General features: G+C 70.6%; 14 protein-coding genes. 10 read left to right on the plus strand and 4 right to left on the minus strand.

Translation table 11 applies throughout. The features are described 5' to 3' along the window. Positions 1-17: 17 nt before the first annotated feature. The gene (locus tag ABTX24_RS16680) at positions 18-1,166 is read left to right on the plus strand and encodes a GTPase family protein (protein WP_350718674.1); all 1,149 of its coding nucleotides are present in this window, start codon (positions 18-20) and stop codon (positions 1,164-1,166) included. A 9-nt stretch (positions 1,167-1,175) separates the two neighbouring features. On the opposite strand, the gene ABTX24_RS16685 is transcribed toward ABTX24_RS16680, so the two are convergent. Beyond that, the gene (locus tag ABTX24_RS16685; RefSeq protein ID WP_350841050.1) at positions 1,176-1,664 is read right to left on the minus strand and encodes a winged helix-turn-helix transcriptional regulator; all 489 of its coding nucleotides are present in this window, start codon (positions 1,662-1,664) and stop codon (positions 1,176-1,178) included. A gap of 109 nt (positions 1,665-1,773) precedes the next feature. Between ABTX24_RS16685 and ABTX24_RS16690 the strand changes: the two genes are divergently transcribed. Both ABTX24_RS16690 and ABTX24_RS16695 read left to right on the plus strand, forming a co-directional pair. After that, positions 1,774-2,442: a dihydrofolate reductase family protein gene (locus tag ABTX24_RS16690; protein WP_350841052.1), complete on the plus strand. Its 669-nt coding sequence runs from the start codon at positions 1,774-1,776 to the stop codon at positions 2,440-2,442. After that, a complete protein-coding gene (locus tag ABTX24_RS16695) occupies positions 2,439-2,966 on the plus strand; it encodes a dihydrofolate reductase family protein (RefSeq protein WP_350841054.1) in 528 nt (175 codons plus the stop codon). The genes ABTX24_RS16690 and ABTX24_RS16695 overlap by 4 nt, the downstream gene beginning before the upstream one ends. Positions 2,967-2,985: 19 nt before the next feature. Here ABTX24_RS16695 and ABTX24_RS16700 read toward each other — a convergent pair whose 3' ends face one another. After that, entirely contained in the window at positions 2,986-3,414 is a 429-nt protein-coding gene (locus tag ABTX24_RS16700) for a peptidoglycan-binding domain-containing protein (RefSeq protein WP_350841056.1), read from the minus strand. Positions 3,415-3,550: 136 nt separating this feature from the next. Here ABTX24_RS16700 and ABTX24_RS16705 point away from each other — a divergent pair, with 136 nt between their 5' ends. Beyond that, positions 3,551-4,444, plus strand: a complete 894-nt coding sequence (locus ABTX24_RS16705; protein ID WP_350841058.1) for an SDR family NAD(P)-dependent oxidoreductase — start codon at positions 3,551-3,553, stop codon at positions 4,442-4,444. Here the strand turns inward: ABTX24_RS16705 and ABTX24_RS16710 are convergent. Continuing rightward, positions 4,439-4,810, minus strand: a complete 372-nt coding sequence (locus ABTX24_RS16710; protein WP_350841060.1) for a hypothetical protein — start codon at positions 4,808-4,810, stop codon at positions 4,439-4,441. The two genes, ABTX24_RS16705 and ABTX24_RS16710, sit on opposite strands and share 6 nt — an antisense overlap. A gap of 173 nt (positions 4,811-4,983) precedes the next feature. Next, positions 4,984-5,580 carry a nitroreductase family protein gene (locus ABTX24_RS16715; RefSeq protein WP_350841062.1) on the minus strand — a complete coding sequence of 199 codons (597 nt, stop codon included), beginning with the start codon at positions 5,578-5,580 and terminating at the stop codon, positions 4,984-4,986. A gap of 156 nt (positions 5,581-5,736) precedes the next feature. On the opposite strand from ABTX24_RS16715, the gene ABTX24_RS16720 reads away from it, so the two are divergent. The 6 genes from ABTX24_RS16720 to ABTX24_RS16745 all read left to right on the plus strand — a co-directional run bounded on the left by ABTX24_RS16720 (position 5,737) and on the right by ABTX24_RS16745 (position 13,699). After that, complete coding sequence (locus ABTX24_RS16720) at positions 5,737-5,859, plus strand: hypothetical protein (protein WP_350718687.1); 123 nt, start codon at positions 5,737-5,739, stop codon at positions 5,857-5,859. 142 nt (positions 5,860-6,001) lie between these two features. Then, positions 6,002-8,911 carry a helix-turn-helix transcriptional regulator gene (locus ABTX24_RS16725; protein WP_350841064.1) on the plus strand — a complete coding sequence of 970 codons (2,910 nt, stop codon included), beginning with the start codon at positions 6,002-6,004 and terminating at the stop codon, positions 8,909-8,911. Between the two features lie 90 nt (positions 8,912-9,001). Then, complete coding sequence (locus ABTX24_RS16730; protein ID WP_160026607.1) at positions 9,002-9,142, plus strand: hypothetical protein; 141 nt, start codon at positions 9,002-9,004, stop codon at positions 9,140-9,142. A gap of 59 nt (positions 9,143-9,201) precedes the next feature. Further along, positions 9,202-12,138 (plus strand): helix-turn-helix transcriptional regulator, encoded by a 2,937-nt coding sequence (locus ABTX24_RS16735; protein ID WP_350841066.1) that lies wholly within the window; start codon positions 9,202-9,204, stop codon positions 12,136-12,138. A gap of 68 nt (positions 12,139-12,206) precedes the next feature. Next, positions 12,207-12,797 carry a hypothetical protein gene (locus tag ABTX24_RS16740; protein WP_350841068.1) on the plus strand — a complete coding sequence of 197 codons (591 nt, stop codon included), beginning with the start codon at positions 12,207-12,209 and terminating at the stop codon, positions 12,795-12,797. 50 nt (positions 12,798-12,847) lie between these two features. Next, the gene (locus tag ABTX24_RS16745) at positions 12,848-13,699 is read left to right on the plus strand and encodes an aldo/keto reductase (RefSeq protein WP_350841070.1); all 852 of its coding nucleotides are present in this window, start codon (positions 12,848-12,850) and stop codon (positions 13,697-13,699) included. Positions 13,700-13,841 lie beyond the last annotated feature (142 nt).

Here is a 13,841-nt window from a genome sequence, read left to right on the forward strand (position 1 = left end):
CTGGCATCCTGGTCGTCGTGAACAACTTCGCATCCGACGGCTGGTTCAAGGACGAGTTCCACAAGAGGTACTCCGAGTCGGCCAAGGAGATCGGCCGGTTCAACCTTGCCGTCTTCGGTAAGACCGGGGTCGGCAAGTCGACGCTGGTCAACGCCGTCTTCGGGGCGGAGGTGGCGAAGACCGGGATCGGCGAGCCGGTGACGAAGGAGTCGACGCTCTACCTGCACACCAGCGGGTTCTTCGGGCTGCTCGACACCCAGGGCCTGGAGATCGGCGTCGAGGGCGACCGGGTGATCAAGGATCTCGCCAAGCTGATCCAGGAGCGGCGCCGCAAGCCGCAGTCCGAGCAGATCCACGTCGCCTGGTACGCCGTACGTTTCGCCGACCGCCGCTTCGAGGACACCGAGGCCGCGTTCATCCAGAAGCTCGCCGACCTGGGGCTGCCGGTGGTGCTGGTGATGACCCAGGTGCCGACCTCGCCGACGGGTGCCTACCACCCGGACGCGGTCGAGTTCGCCCAGCAGATCGACGCGCGGGGACTGCCCGTGCACGGCGCCCGGGTCTACCTGACCAACGCCAAGGCCGACGACTTCTCCGGCCAGCAGGTCCACGGGCTGCAGGAGCTCGTCGATGCCACCTTTCGATGCGCGCCTGCAGGGGTCGAGGAGGCCCTCACCGCGGCGCAGAGGGTGGATCTCAAGCGCAAGCAGGAGCAGGCGAACACCGTGATCGCGGGTGCCGCGACCGCTGCTGGGGCGGCCGGAGCCACCCCGATCCCGTTCTCCGACGCGGTCGTACTGGTGCCGATCCAGCTCGGGATGATGGCGCGCATCTCGGCGATCTACGGCATCGAGGTGGACAAGGCCGCGATGGCCTCGATCGCGGCCACCGCGGCCGCCACCCAGGCCGGCCGCACCGTCGCCGGCAACCTGCTCAAGATGATCCCCGGGTTCGGCACCGTCGGCGGTGGGGCGATCAACGCCACCGTCGCGGCGGGTTTCACCGGCGCGATCGGCGCCGCCTGGTCGGCCGTCTGCGTCAAGCTCGGTGAGGGCAAGCTGCGCGGGGTCAACGGCGCCCTGGACACCGAGAGCATCCGGACGCTCTTCCTCGACGAGCTGAAGACCCAGATCTCGAAGCTGAAGCTCCACGCCAAGGAGAAGTGAGCCTCCGCCTCACTCCGCCATGGCCGCCTCGTACGCCGCGGCGAGCTGCTCGCTCGCCCGCGGGGCGTCCGGGTCGGGACGTGGCGTCCCCAGATGGAGCTCGCGCAGCTCGTCCATGAACGACTCCACCATCTCGGGACCGGCATCGCGCAGCAGCTCCGCGCGGACCCGGAGCTGCCGGGTGCCATCGCGATGGGCGAGCCCCCAGTTGCCGAGAGCGACCATGATCGGCAGCGTCTGGATGCCCGCCTCGGTCAGCGCGTAGGCGGCCTTCTGGCCGCGGCCGACCTCCTCCTTGGTGAGCAGACCACCCTCGACCAGCTTCTTCAGCCGGCTGCTGAGGATGTTGGAGGCGATGCCCTCCTCGGAGCTGCCCAGCAGCTCGCGGAAGTGGCGACGGTTCCCGAACATCACGTCGCGCAGCACGATCACCGACCAGGGGTCCCCGAAGACCTCCACGGCTGCGTTGATCGGGCAACCCGATCTGGGCTCGCTCACTCGGTGGCTCCTGCACTCGGAAATAGTGGTTGCAATCTGCAATCGGGAAGTCTACTCTCGACGCCAGTGATTGCAAAGTGCAACCACTCTGAATTCGAGGGAGACTGACATGTCACTCGTACGCGCTCACACCATCGGCGTCTCGTTGGACGGCTTCGCCACCGGCGACGGCCAGAGCCTGGAGGCGCCGTTCGGCCACGCCGGCATGCGGCTGATGGAGTGGTTCTTCCCGACCAGGACCTTCCAGAGCGCGACCGGCCACCGGGAGCGGATGGAGGTCGACCCGGCAGCCGATCCCGACGACGCCTTCGCCGCCCGCGCCTGGGAGGGCATCGGGGCCGAGATCATGGGCGCCGGCAAGTTCGGCCCTCCGGGATGGCAGGACGACGCCGACTGGACCGGCTGGTGGGGCGAGGAGCCGCCGTTCCACACGCCCACCTACGTGCTGACCCATCAGCCCCGCGAGTCGATCGAGATGAAGGGCGGCACCGTCTTCCACTTCCGCGACGCGCCCATCGAGGAGGTGCTGGCCGAGGCGCAGGAGGCGGCCGCCGGCCAGGACGTACGCATCGGCGGCGGCCCCTCCTCGCTCCGGGACTTCCTGGCAGCCGGTCTCGTCGACCACCTGCACGTCGCGGTCGTCCCGATCATCCTGGGCCGTGGCGTACGGCTGTGGGACGGGCTGGAGGCGCTGGAGGACGGCTACGAGGTGGCCTCGACCACCACACCGAGCGGCGTCACCCACATCACCTTCGACCGGACGCAGGTAACCCGATGAGCACCGTCCTGTGGCACTTCTCCATGTCGCTCGACGGCTTCGTCGACGGAACCGAGCCGGGGATGGCGTGGCTGAACGACGTCACCGGGAAGCCCGGTGTCGAGGAGGCGTACTCCTCGCAGCTCGGCGCCGTCCTGGGCGGGCGCAAGGGCCACGACGCCTACCCCGACGCGATGCCGTACGGGGACTGGCAGGGGCCGGTCTTCATCCTCACCCACCATCCCGAGGACGCCCGGCCGCAGGAGCACGTCACCTTCCTCAGCTGCGACGTCGGCGAGGCGCTGCGGATCGCGGTCGAGGCGGCCGACGGGAAGAACGTCGAGGTCCATTCCGCCGACATCGGCCGCCAGCTCCTCGAGCGCGGCCTGATCGACCGGATCGACCTGCACATCGCGCCGGTCCTGCTGGGCGACGGCATCCGCCTCTACGACAACCCGGGCGGAGCGCCGATCAAGCTGCACAACCTGATCGGCGACGACCCGCATCTGGAGGTCGACCTCCGCTACGCCCCGGTGCGTCCGTGACGCTCCGGGGTACGCGGCCTCAGACCTGGCAGCCGGCCGCTCGAGCGACGGCGAAGGGGTAGGACTGCGCCGGTCCGGTGCCGTAGTAGTACGGCGAGCACAGGTAGGCCCAGGTCCTGGGGCCGACGATGCCGTCCACCACCACCGAGGAGTCCCAGTAGCGCCACGAGGTCTGACGGGCGATCACGGCCTGCCGGGTCAGGTTGCCGTACGCGCCGTCCACCACCAGATCGATGCCGGGCTGCCAGTTGAGCAGCGTCTGGATGTAGCGGACACACGTGCCGTTGCCGCCGTAGGAGTAGTTGTACGACGTGCAGGTCGCGGCCTGCGCCGGTGCGGGGGCGGACATGCTGGTGACGGTCGCGCCGGTGATCGCGATGAGGGTCGCGGAGACGATCCCGGCGATCCGCCGCTTCCACGTACGCGGGACGATGCTGGTGGTTGACATGTTCTCTCCTGGGACCGTGCGGTGGTGTCGGCTTCGGGCCGACATCTCGACGCGTCACGCTAAACGCCTCCCACCCGGGCCGGCACCCAACGAATTCGCGGAAACGAACCGCCGTCGGGGTCGCGAGGGTGCGGGAGTGGTCAGCCTGTTCTCGCTTCCGCTCCTGCAGACGCCGCGCGCCCGGGTGGCGCGCACGATCCGGGCCGTGACCGGTGGTCCCAGCCCGCTCGCCGGGAGGACCGTGCTGATCACCGGCGCCAGCTCCGGGATCGGTGAGGCGACGTCGTACGCCGCGGCTCGACGGGGCGCGCACGTGCTCCTCGCCGCCCGCCGGGCCGAGGAGCTCGAGCGGGTGCGGAGGACCATCGAGCAGAGCGGCGGGAGGGCGTCGACGTACGTCGTCGACATGGCCGACGGTGACTCGATCGATGCGCTGGTGGAGCAGCTGCTCGCCGAGCACGGGGCGGTCGACTACCTGGTCAACAACGCCGGCCGGTCGATCCGGCGGTCGCTGGAGCTGACTCACGACCGCTTCCACGACTTCGAGCGGATGATGGCCGTGAACTACTTCGGTGCGGTCCGGCTCACGATGGGCCTGCTGCCGGCGATGCGCGCCCAGCGGTTCGGCCACGTGGTCAACATCGTCACCTGGGGCAACCAGATCAAGGCCCCGAAGTTCGCCGCATACATCGCCGCGAAGTCGGCGCTCGACGTGTTCGGCCGGATCCTGAGCCGTGAGGCCTACTTCGAGAACGTGACCTGCACCAACATGCGCGTCGCGATCGTGCGTACGCCGATGATCGCCCCGACTGACGAGTACGAGGGCCGCGGCGAGAGCCCCGAGGAGTGCGCCGAGCGCGTCGTCCGCGCCCTCGAGGACCGCCCGGTGACGGTCGACGGCGCCTTCGGGTCGGTCTTCGAGGTCCTCAACGTCGTCACCCCGCGGCTGGCCGACCTCGCCATGGCCGTCTCCCACCTGCGTACGCCGGACTCTGCCGCCGCACGTGGGCAGGACCGCCCCGGCCTATGAAGACTGCGCCTGATCCAGGAAGCCGGCGAGGATGAACGCTGCCTGGTCCACGAGCTTGACCCCGGTTCGCGGGAAGGTGTCGGCGTGAGGCGGGGAGGACGCCACCACCATGCCGGTCGACACGTTCGAGTCGGCCGGGAGGTCGGTTGTGGAGATGTTCCAGATCACCAGGCCGAACACCGAGCAGAGCAGTCCAGCGCGAGCCCAACGAGGAGTCTTGTGCCGCCAGAGCGGCGAAACCATCAGGAATGCCGTTGCGATCAGCAGGGTTCCGGACACGATCTTGCCGCCGCCGAGCAGTACGATCCCGCACAGCGCGGTGAGGACGACCCCTGTCCATGTCGCCGTCTTCTTGAAGGTGTCCATCAGGGCAGGTCTCCTCGCTCGGGCCAAGCCGTTCGGTGGCGTCGGCCGGCGGAGATCAGCTGACCGGCCGGTGACCGCCCTGGCGATCGACTATCGCGCGAGTGCCTGTCCGGAACCTGTGAAGGCGATGTGAGTTTCCTGGGTGCCTCGGCATCCTCGGCGGCCGAGGAGCCTCACCAGCGGCCGCGGTGGACGACGTCCTCGAGCGGGGTGCGCTTGCGGCGGGTGGGGGAGCCCTTGGCGCCGCCGGAGGCGGGGTGGCCGATGGTGACGGCCCCGATCGGGTCGAAGGCGTCGGGGATGTCGAACGCCTTGCGGACCGCGGCGTCGGACTCGGGCGGGATGCCGAAGTAGAGGGCGCCGAGGCCCTCGTCGACCACGGTCTGCAGGATCAGCATGGTCGCCATCGCGGTGTCCATGTGCCAGAACGGCATCGGCCAGTGCGCCTCGTCGCGGTCGGTCCAGCCCTTGTCGGGCTGTGCGTAGCGGTCCAGGTAGGCCGCCTTGGAGGAGCACGGGATCACGATCACCGGGGCCGTCATCATCCCCGCCAGCCAGCTGTCGGGGTTGTCCACGTCGGCCGTGGCCTCCCAGTAGCGGCGTACGTCCTCGGGGGTGTCCAGCACGAGAAAGGCCCAGCCCTGGGAGAAGCCGGCCGACGGCGCCCGGGTGGCGTTGTGCAGGATCTTGTCGATCACCGCCGGGTCGACCGGATCGCTGGTGTAGTTGCGGACCATCTTGCGGCGACGTACGACCTCGGAGAACTCCATAGGCACAGTGTCCCGTCTAAGGCGTGGAGCCCGTGTCCTAGGTCGGAAAGTAAGGCGCCCGGGTCGGTAAGTAGGGCGCGCGACCGATTCGGGTGCCTACCTCAGCGGAGGAGTCTTCTCGATGTCAGCAGAACACAAACTCAGCAGGAGATCGAGATGTACACCACCGTAGGTTACGAAGCAGAGGTCAAGTACCGCCGCCAGCAGATCCAGAAGGACCTGGCCAAGCGCCAGCGGGCCACCGAGGCTCGTCAGTCGCGACGCACCCGCACCCGCTGAGATGGCGGCGCGTGCCGGCAGGCAGGACTTGAATCAACGCCGAGCAGGAGGGATCCCGCTCGGCGTTGCTTCATGTCCGGGGCAGGGCGGTGTCGACCCCTGGTCCCGCACGGTGTTGTCGGAAGGCGCGATGATTGCGCCTATGGCGCAGAGTGCCGAGAGGCTGGTCGGGCGTGATGCCGACCTGGAGACACTGGCAGGGCTGGTGGGGCTGGACGGCACCGTTCAGCCGGGCGGACGTAGGCATGTCCTCCTCGCGGGCGACGCCGGTGTCGGGAAGACCCGCATCCTGCGCGAGCTCCGCGGCCGTGCCGCCGCCGACGGCAGGCAGGTGCTGGTCGGCCACTGCCTCGACTTCGGCGACAGCGCCGAGGCCTACCTGCCCTTCACCGAGATCCTCGACAACATCACCTCCGCGCTGCCCGACGTGGTCGCGCAGGTCGCCGACGTACATCCGGCGCTCCTGCGGATGGCGCCGGTGGCCCGTGCGCTCGGCGGGGCTGACACCGCCGTCCAGGAGGCGCTCGACCGGGGCAACCTCTTCGCCGCGATCCACTCGCTCCTGGAGCGCGCGGCCGAGAAGGCGCCGCTGCTGGTCGTGGTCGAGGACACCCACTGGGCCGACCAGTCCACCCGTGACCTGCTGACCTTCCTGTTCACCCGGCCGTTCGACGGCCCGGTGACGCTCGTCGCCTCCTACCGCGCCGACGACCTCCACCGCCGTCACCCGCTGCGCCGCCAGCTCGCCGAGTGGACCCGGCTGCCCTCCGTCGAGCGGTTCCACCTCGGCCGCCTCTCGGACGATGACGTACGTGTCCTGGTCGGTGAGCTCGCCGGCGACCTCGCCGACGGGGTCGACGTCGAGAGCGTCGTACGTCGCGCCGACGGCAACGCCTTCTTCGTCGAGGAGCTGGTGCAGGCCGCCGGCGCCGAGGAGCTGCCCTGGGACCTCGCCGACCTGCTTCTGATCAGGCTGGACCAGCTCGATGCGACCGCGCGCGAGGTGGTCGACACCGCCAGCGCCGCCGGCCGCGACGTCAGCGACGAGCTCCTCGAGGCCGTCGCCGGCCTCGACCGCGCCACCCTCGACGCCGGGCTGAGGCAGGCGATCGAGCGGGCGATCCTGGTGCCGCGCGAGGACGGCTATTACGTCTTCCGGCACGCGCTGCTCGGGGAGGCGGTCTATGACGACCTGCTGCCGGGCGAGCGGGTCCGGCTCCATCAGCGGTACGTCGAGGCGCTGAGCCGCGACCTCACGACCGGCAGCGCGGCCGGTCTCGCGCGTCATGCCCGTCTTGCCGGCGACCACGAGACCGCGCTCGCGGCCGGGATCGCCGCCGGCGACGAGGCGGCCGCCGCCGGTGGTCCCGACGAGGCCTCGCAGCACTATCAGCAGGCGATCGCCCAGCTCGCCGGTCGTGCCGACTCCGACCACGACACCCAGCGTCTCGTCGATCTGGTGGTCAAGGCCAGCGATGCGATGGTGGCCGCCGGGCACGCCGACCGCGCCGGGAAACTGGCTCGTGAGCAGCGGGAATCACTCCCGGCCGACGCTCCCGGTCTGTGGCGCGCGCAGCTGATGACGGTCGAGATCGAGACCAGCTTCGCCTACGTCAACGATGTCCGGGTGGGGGCGCTCGCGGAGAAGGCGATGGCCGAGCTGCCCGAGGACGCCCCGCCGCTGGTGCGGGCGCGGTTGCTCGCGGCGTACGCCCGATCGCTGATGATCTACCGCCGTCACGAGGACGCCGAACGAGCCGGCCGAGAGGCGCTGGCGCTGGCCGAGGAGCTCGGCCGCACCGGCCTCGCCGCAGAGGTCGCGGCGACGCTGGCCGGGTCGTGGGGGCGTCCGCCGCAGGAGTGGATCGAGCCGCTCCGTGAGGCGGTGGCGCGGGCCGCCAAGGTCGGCGCGCTGCACCCGGAGTTCCGCGCCCGGCTCCAGCTCGCCTTCGCCCTCGACGCGGCCGACCGTCGCGACGAGGCCGGCGAGAGCTACCGCAGCGCCTACGAGCTCAGCGTGGAGCGGGGCGTTCCCTGGGCGCCGTACGCCTTCGACGCCCGGATCGCCTGGCTCGACTACCTCCACACCGTCGGCCGCTGGGACGAGGCGCTCGCGCTGACCGACGCGTACGGCATCCCGCCGGTGCTGTGGCCGTGGCTGGAGTCCAAGCGGCTGATGATCGAGCAGGCCCGCGGCGCCGACGTCGGTGCCGAGGCGCGGCGGCTGCGGCCGTCGTGGAAGCAGGAGGTGGCCACCGCCAGCGAGTCGGCCCCGGTGGAGATCCGGGCCGCTGCGGGTCGTGGGGACATCGACGCGGCGATCGAGGCCTACGACGCCGGCGTCGCGGCCCTCACCACCGGCTGGGGAAAGTGGTTCGGCGCCCATGCCCGGCTCTCGGCGATCGCCGTCGGTGCGATCGGCTCCGCCCTCCCTGCCGTCCCCGTCGGTGCCCGCCCGCGGGTGATGGCGCAGGTGGACCGCATCGTGGAGGCGGGCACGCGGCCCGTCGAGACCGAGCAGCCCTGGGGGCTGGAGGGGCAGGCGTGGTCGGCGCGGCTGCGGGCCGAAGGGCTCCGTGCCCACTGGCTGGCCGGCATCTCCGTACCCGAGCAGGCCGAGCTCGTCGAGGCGTGGCGGGCGACCGTCGCCGCCTTCGAAGCCTTTCCGCACGTCCACGAGCTCGCCTGGTCGCGGGTCCGGCTCGCCGAGATCCTCCGGGCCGGTGGCGACACCGCCGGCGCGCGTGAGCTGGCTGACCAGGCCAGGGAAGCGGCGAAGCGGCTCGGTGCTCGGCCGCTCCTCGACCACCTGCTCACCCTCGGCAGCACGCCACAGCGGTCGGCGGCAGGTCCCTCCGGCGAGCTGACCGCCCGGGAGAGGGAGATCCTCGCCCTGGTCGCGGCCGGCCGCAGCAACGGCGAGATCGGCAAGCAGCTGTTCATCTCGACCAAGACCGTCTCGGTCCACGTCTCCAACATCCTGGCCAAGCTCGGCGCCTCCGGCCGCACCGAGGCAGCGGCCATCGGACGCCGCCGGGGGCTTGTGGAGTGATGCTGATCACGGCCGAATGAGGCACCCCTGACGTACGCCTAAGGCAGGCGCCTCATGCGTGGCCCTACCTCAGGAGCCGAGTCTGGATGCATGACGTACACCAACCAGATCAGCTACGACGCCGAGCTGGCCTACCGCCAGCAGACCATTCGCCGCGCGACCGCGGCCGACCGTCTCGCCCGCCAGGTGAAGCGCCGCCGTCCCCGCCGGATGGACTCGATACACAACTGAGTCCTCGGAGGACCGTAATGCGGGAGAAACCCGGGCCCGGAGGCGCGATGATAGGGGACATGGCGCAAAGTGCTCGGTCATTCGTAGGTCGCGACCCTGAGTTGCGCACCCTCACCGGGCTGCTCGGCGTCTCGTCCGACGAGGAATCGGGCTCGACGTCCGGGCGGCGCCAGCACGTCCTCCTCGCCGGTGACGCCGGCGTCGGCAAGACGCGCCTGCTCACTGCGCTGCGCGACCGGGCCGTGTCCGACGGCTGGCAGGTGCACGCGGGACACTGCGTCGACTTCGGCGAGAGCGCCGTGGCGTACATGCCGTTCTCGGAGATCCTCGACCGGATCGTCGCGGACCTGCCCGACGTGGTCGAGCGGGTGGCGGCCGACTACCCGGCGCTGGCCAGGCTGAGGCCCGTACGCCGCGTGATGGGCGCCAACCAGGGAGCCGCCCCGACCGGCACCGACCGCGGGCAGCTCTTCGACGCCGTCCACACCCTCTTCGAGGCGGCCGCCGAGAAGGCGCCGCTGCTGGTCGTGGTCGAGGACACCCACTGGGCCGACCAGTCCACCCGCGACCTGCTGACCTACCTCTTCACCCGGCCCTACGTCGGCCCCGTCGCGATGGTCGCGTCCTACCGCGCCGACGACATCCACCGCCGGCACCCGCTGCGCCGCCAGGTCGGCGAATGGGGCCGGCTGCCCGACGTCGAGCGGATCGTCCTGGAGCCGCTCTCCGACGACTCGGTGCGACTGCTGGTCCATGAGCTGGCCCCCGGCAAGGTCGACGCCGAACGAGTCGTACGCCGTGCCGAGGGCAACGCCTTCTTCGTCGAGGAGCTGGTGCAGGCCGGCTGCGACGAGGATCTCCCGGTCGACCTCGCCGACCTGCTGCTGGTGCGGCTGGACCGGCTCGACGGTTCGGCCCGGAGCGTGGTCCGCACGGCGAGCATCGCCGGGCGCCGGGTCACCCACGAGCTGCTCGCCGCGGTGACCGAGATGAAGACCGACGAGCTCGATGACGCGCTGCGCACCGCCGTCGAGCAGAAAGTGCTCGAGCCGACCGGTTCGCGCTACACGTTCCGCCACGCGCTGCTCGCCGAGGCGGTCTACGACGACCTGCTGCCCGGTGAGCGGGTGCGTCTGCACGCCCGGTTCGCCGAGGTGCTGAAGGAGACGCCCGGGCTGGGTGCGGCCGCGGAGCTCGCGCTGCACGCCAAGCACGCCGGCGACCTCGCGACCGCGCTACGGGCTCGCATCGCCGCGGCCGAGGAGGCCCGCAGCGTCAGTGGCGTCGGCGAGGCCGCCCACCACTACGAGAAGGCGCTGGGCCTCGCCGCCGACCCGAAGGTCGCCCAGGCGGCCGCGGTCAACCTGGACCGGGTCTACGAGCGCGCCGCCGACACGCTCATCCTCGCCGGACTGCCCTCGCGGGCCGACGCGATCCTGGCCGAGCGGCTCGACGCCATCCCGGCCGGCCCGTCGGTGGGCCGCGCGCTGCTGCTGGCGACCCGGGCGGAGGCGGCTCTCCTCATCGAGAACGGCGACCCGCTCACCTACTCCCATGACGCGATGGTCGCGCTACCTGCCGACGCCGAGCCGAAGGTGCGGTGTTCGGTCCTGGCCGTGCGCACGCGCACGCTCGTGACCTACCGCCGCAGCGAGGAGGCCGAGGCGGTCGGGCTGGAGGGCATCGAGATCGCCGAGCGGCACAGCCTCTCCAAGCTCGCCTCCGACATGGCCACCAGCCTGTCGATGCTCAAGGTCCGCACCGGCCGCGCCGGCGGCGACAAGGTCGAGGGCTTCCGGCAGGTGCTGCGCGAGACGATCGATCAGGCGCGGCAGGTCGGATCGACGTACGCGGTCAGCCGGGGGCTGTACACGCTCGGTCGCTCCTACGACGAGGCCGGGGACTACCGGGAGGCGTTGAGGTGGTTCCGGGCTGTGATCGACGAGGCCGGAGGGGAGTCGCTGCAGTGGCAGCCCTATGTCGCCGGGGCCCGCTCCGACATCGTCCGGATCCAGATGGTCCTGGGGGAGTGGGACGAAGCGCTCGCGCTGACCGGCGGCAACCTGCCGGACGCGCCGCCGATCCCGGTCGCGCTCCTCGACATGCTCCGGATGATGATGGAGCAGGCGCAGGGGGCATCGGTCGGTGACGCGGCCCACGCGCTGCGACCGTTCTGGACCCAGGAGGGCCTGGTCGCCCTCTACGGCTCGGTCGTGGAGATGACCGCGTTCGCCCGTGCCGGCGACCCCGAGGGAGTGCTCAGGGTCTACGCGGAGACGGTCGAGACTCTCGCCCAGTTCTGGACCGAGTGGTTCGGCGGCCGGGTGCGGCTGGCGGTGGTCGCCGCCTCCGGGATCGCGCAGATGCTGCCCTCGCTGCCGGCGGCGCGCTGGCCCGCGTTGGTGGAGGCCGTCGACGGGTTGCACAGCGACGGCGAGCAGGTGGTCGCACAGTACGAGCCCGGAGAGTGGGGTCCGGAGGGCCGCGCCTGGACCGCCCGGCTGGAGGCGGAGGTGCTCCGCGTCCACTGGCTGGCCGGCATCGACGCCCCGCCCCAGGAGACGCTGCTGGCGGCGTGGGAGCGCGCCGAGCAGCAGGTCGAGGCCTACGGCGATGTCCCAGGTCTGGCCGCCGTCCGGACGACGTACGCCACCATCCAGCGGGCCATGGGCGACGTGGCCGGCTCGCGGGTGACCGCCGACAAGGCCCGGACGACCGCGAAGCGGCTCGGCCTGCAGCCGTTGCTCGACGAGCTCAGATCGCTCGGCGCGACGGCGGTCAAGCAGCAGCAGGCGACGTCGACGTCGCTGACGCCGCGGGAGAGCGAGATCCTGACGCTGGTGGCGGCGGGACGCAGCAACGGCGAGATCGGCAAACAGCTGTTCATCTCCACGAAGACGGTTTCCGTGCACGTCTCGAACATTCTCGGGAAGCTGGGTGCCGGGAGTCGCACGGAGGCGGCCGCCATCGCTCGTCGTCAGCAGCTGATCAGCTGAACGTGTGGTGCTCGGTAGGAACCTGTGGCTGAATTGTCACCATCACCACGGCGGGTCGAGGAGCAGATGTGAAGCAGGGCGGGCAGCACCCGATCGCAGCCGGAGTCACGGCGCTCGTCGCGGTCGCGGTCGGAGTGGGACTGATCATCGGGATCGCGATGTTTGTCGGTGCCAACATCCTGGGCCTCGGTGGCGACGGTGCCGCCGACGACCAGGCCACCGACCCGGACGCGGGTGCCTCGCTCTACGCTCCGTCGCCCAAGCCGACCAAGACCGCGAGCGGGCCGGCGATCACGCTCAACGCCTCGCCCACGAGCGCTCCGGAGAAGCAGGCGGCCACCACGAGCCCGTCGCCGTCCAAGACCGTCGAGGAGAAGCCTGCGAAGAAGGAGATCACCCTCCAGGCCGGAACCGTCCAGGCGAAGCCGATGGAGCGGATCGACCTCAGCGGGATCTACCCGCGCGGCGAGGGCGCCATCCTCCGCCTGGAGCGCAACGACGGCCAGGGCTGGGAGGACTTCGGGATCCCGGACGTTCCGGTCACCGGCGAGCAGTTCTCCACCCCGATCCAGTCCGGCCGGATCGGGAAGCACAAGTTCCGGATGAAGGACATCGACACCGGTATCTACTCCAACGTGGTGACCGTGACGATCGGCTGAGACGGAGCCGAGGATGGAATAGGCCATCGCACGCTTGGTTGTATGGAGACATGACGGTTCCCACGATCAAGCTCAATGACGGCACTTCGATCCCGCAGTACGGTCTCGGCGTCTGGCAGGTTCCGCAGGACGAGACCGAGCAGGTGGTGAGCCAGGCTCTCGAGGTCGGCTACCGCCACATCGACACCGCGCAGATGTACCAGAACGAGGCCGGAGTCGGCGCCGCGCTGAAGAGCGCCGGACTCGCCCGCGAGGACGTCTACGTCACCACCAAGCTCAACAACTCCCAGCACGAACCCGCCAAGGCGAAGGCATCGCTGGAGAGGTCCCTGGAGCTGCTCGGCCTGGACCGCGTCGACCTGTTCCTGATCCACTGGCCGCTGCCGACGCAGTACGACGGGACGTACGCGAAGACGTGGGAGGCCCTCGTCGGCCTCCGCGAGGAGGGCCTGACCACCTCCGTCGGCGTCTCCAACTTCCAGCCCGACCACCTCGACAAGATCGTCGCCGAGACCGGCGTCGCCCCCGCTGTCAACCAGATCGAGGTCCACCCCTACTTCGCCAACGAGGCCGCTCGCGCCGCCACCCTGGCGCACGGCGCGAAGGTCGAGTCGTGGTCCCCGCTCGGACAGGGCGGCGGTGAGCTCACCGACCCGGTGGTCGCCGAGATCGCCTCCGCCCACGGCAAGTCGCCCGCCCAGGTGCTGCTCCGCTGGCAGATCGATCGTGGCGACATCGTCTTCCCCAAGTCCGTACGCCGCGAGCGGCTCGAGGAGAACCTCGCGATCTTCGACTTCGAGCTGAGCGCCGACCAGGTGACGGCCCTCGCGGCTCTCGACAAGGGCGAGTCCGGCCGCTCCGGCCCCAACCCCGACACCTTCGACTGGATCCCGTCCTACTGATCCCCGCCTCCCGCCGAGTCGGCCCGTCCTGACGCAAGCACCCGCCGAGTCGGCTCGTCATGACGAGCCGACTGAGCTCAACGGCGCCATCGACAAGGTCTACTCCGGCGGTCCGATCAGCACCAGCCATGCGGACGTCTCC

Source organism: Nocardioides sp. NPDC127514 (assembly GCF_040302125.1).
Classification (GTDB): Bacteria; Actinomycetota; Actinomycetes; order Propionibacteriales; family Nocardioidaceae; genus Nocardioides.

Bases quoted from the DNA above. Each gene is read 5' to 3' on its own strand.
- ABTX24_RS16710 (WP_350841060.1), bottom strand. From the start codon at position 4,810: ATGGACACCTTCAAGAAGACGGCGACATGGACAGGGGTCGTCCTCACC.
- ABTX24_RS16735 (WP_350841066.1), top strand. From the start codon at position 9,202: ATGGCGCAAAGTGCTCGGTCATTCGTAGGTCGCGACCCTGAGTTGCGC.
- ABTX24_RS16690 (WP_350841052.1), top strand. From the start codon at position 1,774: ATGTCACTCGTACGCGCTCACACCATCGGCGTCTCGTTGGACGGCTTC.
- ABTX24_RS16725 (WP_350841064.1), top strand. From the start codon at position 6,002: ATGGCGCAGAGTGCCGAGAGGCTGGTCGGGCGTGATGCCGACCTGGAG.
- ABTX24_RS16695 (WP_350841054.1), top strand. From the start codon at position 2,439: ATGAGCACCGTCCTGTGGCACTTCTCCATGTCGCTCGACGGCTTCGTC.
- ABTX24_RS16715 (WP_350841062.1), bottom strand. From the start codon at position 5,580: ATGGAGTTCTCCGAGGTCGTACGTCGCCGCAAGATGGTCCGCAACTAC.
- ABTX24_RS16700 (WP_350841056.1), bottom strand. From the start codon at position 3,414: ATGTCAACCACCAGCATCGTCCCGCGTACGTGGAAGCGGCGGATCGCC.
- ABTX24_RS16745 (WP_350841070.1), top strand. From the start codon at position 12,848: ATGACGGTTCCCACGATCAAGCTCAATGACGGCACTTCGATCCCGCAG.
- ABTX24_RS16730 (WP_160026607.1), top strand. From the start codon at position 9,002: ATGACGTACACCAACCAGATCAGCTACGACGCCGAGCTGGCCTACCGC.
- ABTX24_RS16720 (WP_350718687.1), top strand. From the start codon at position 5,737: ATGTACACCACCGTAGGTTACGAAGCAGAGGTCAAGTACCGCCGCCAG.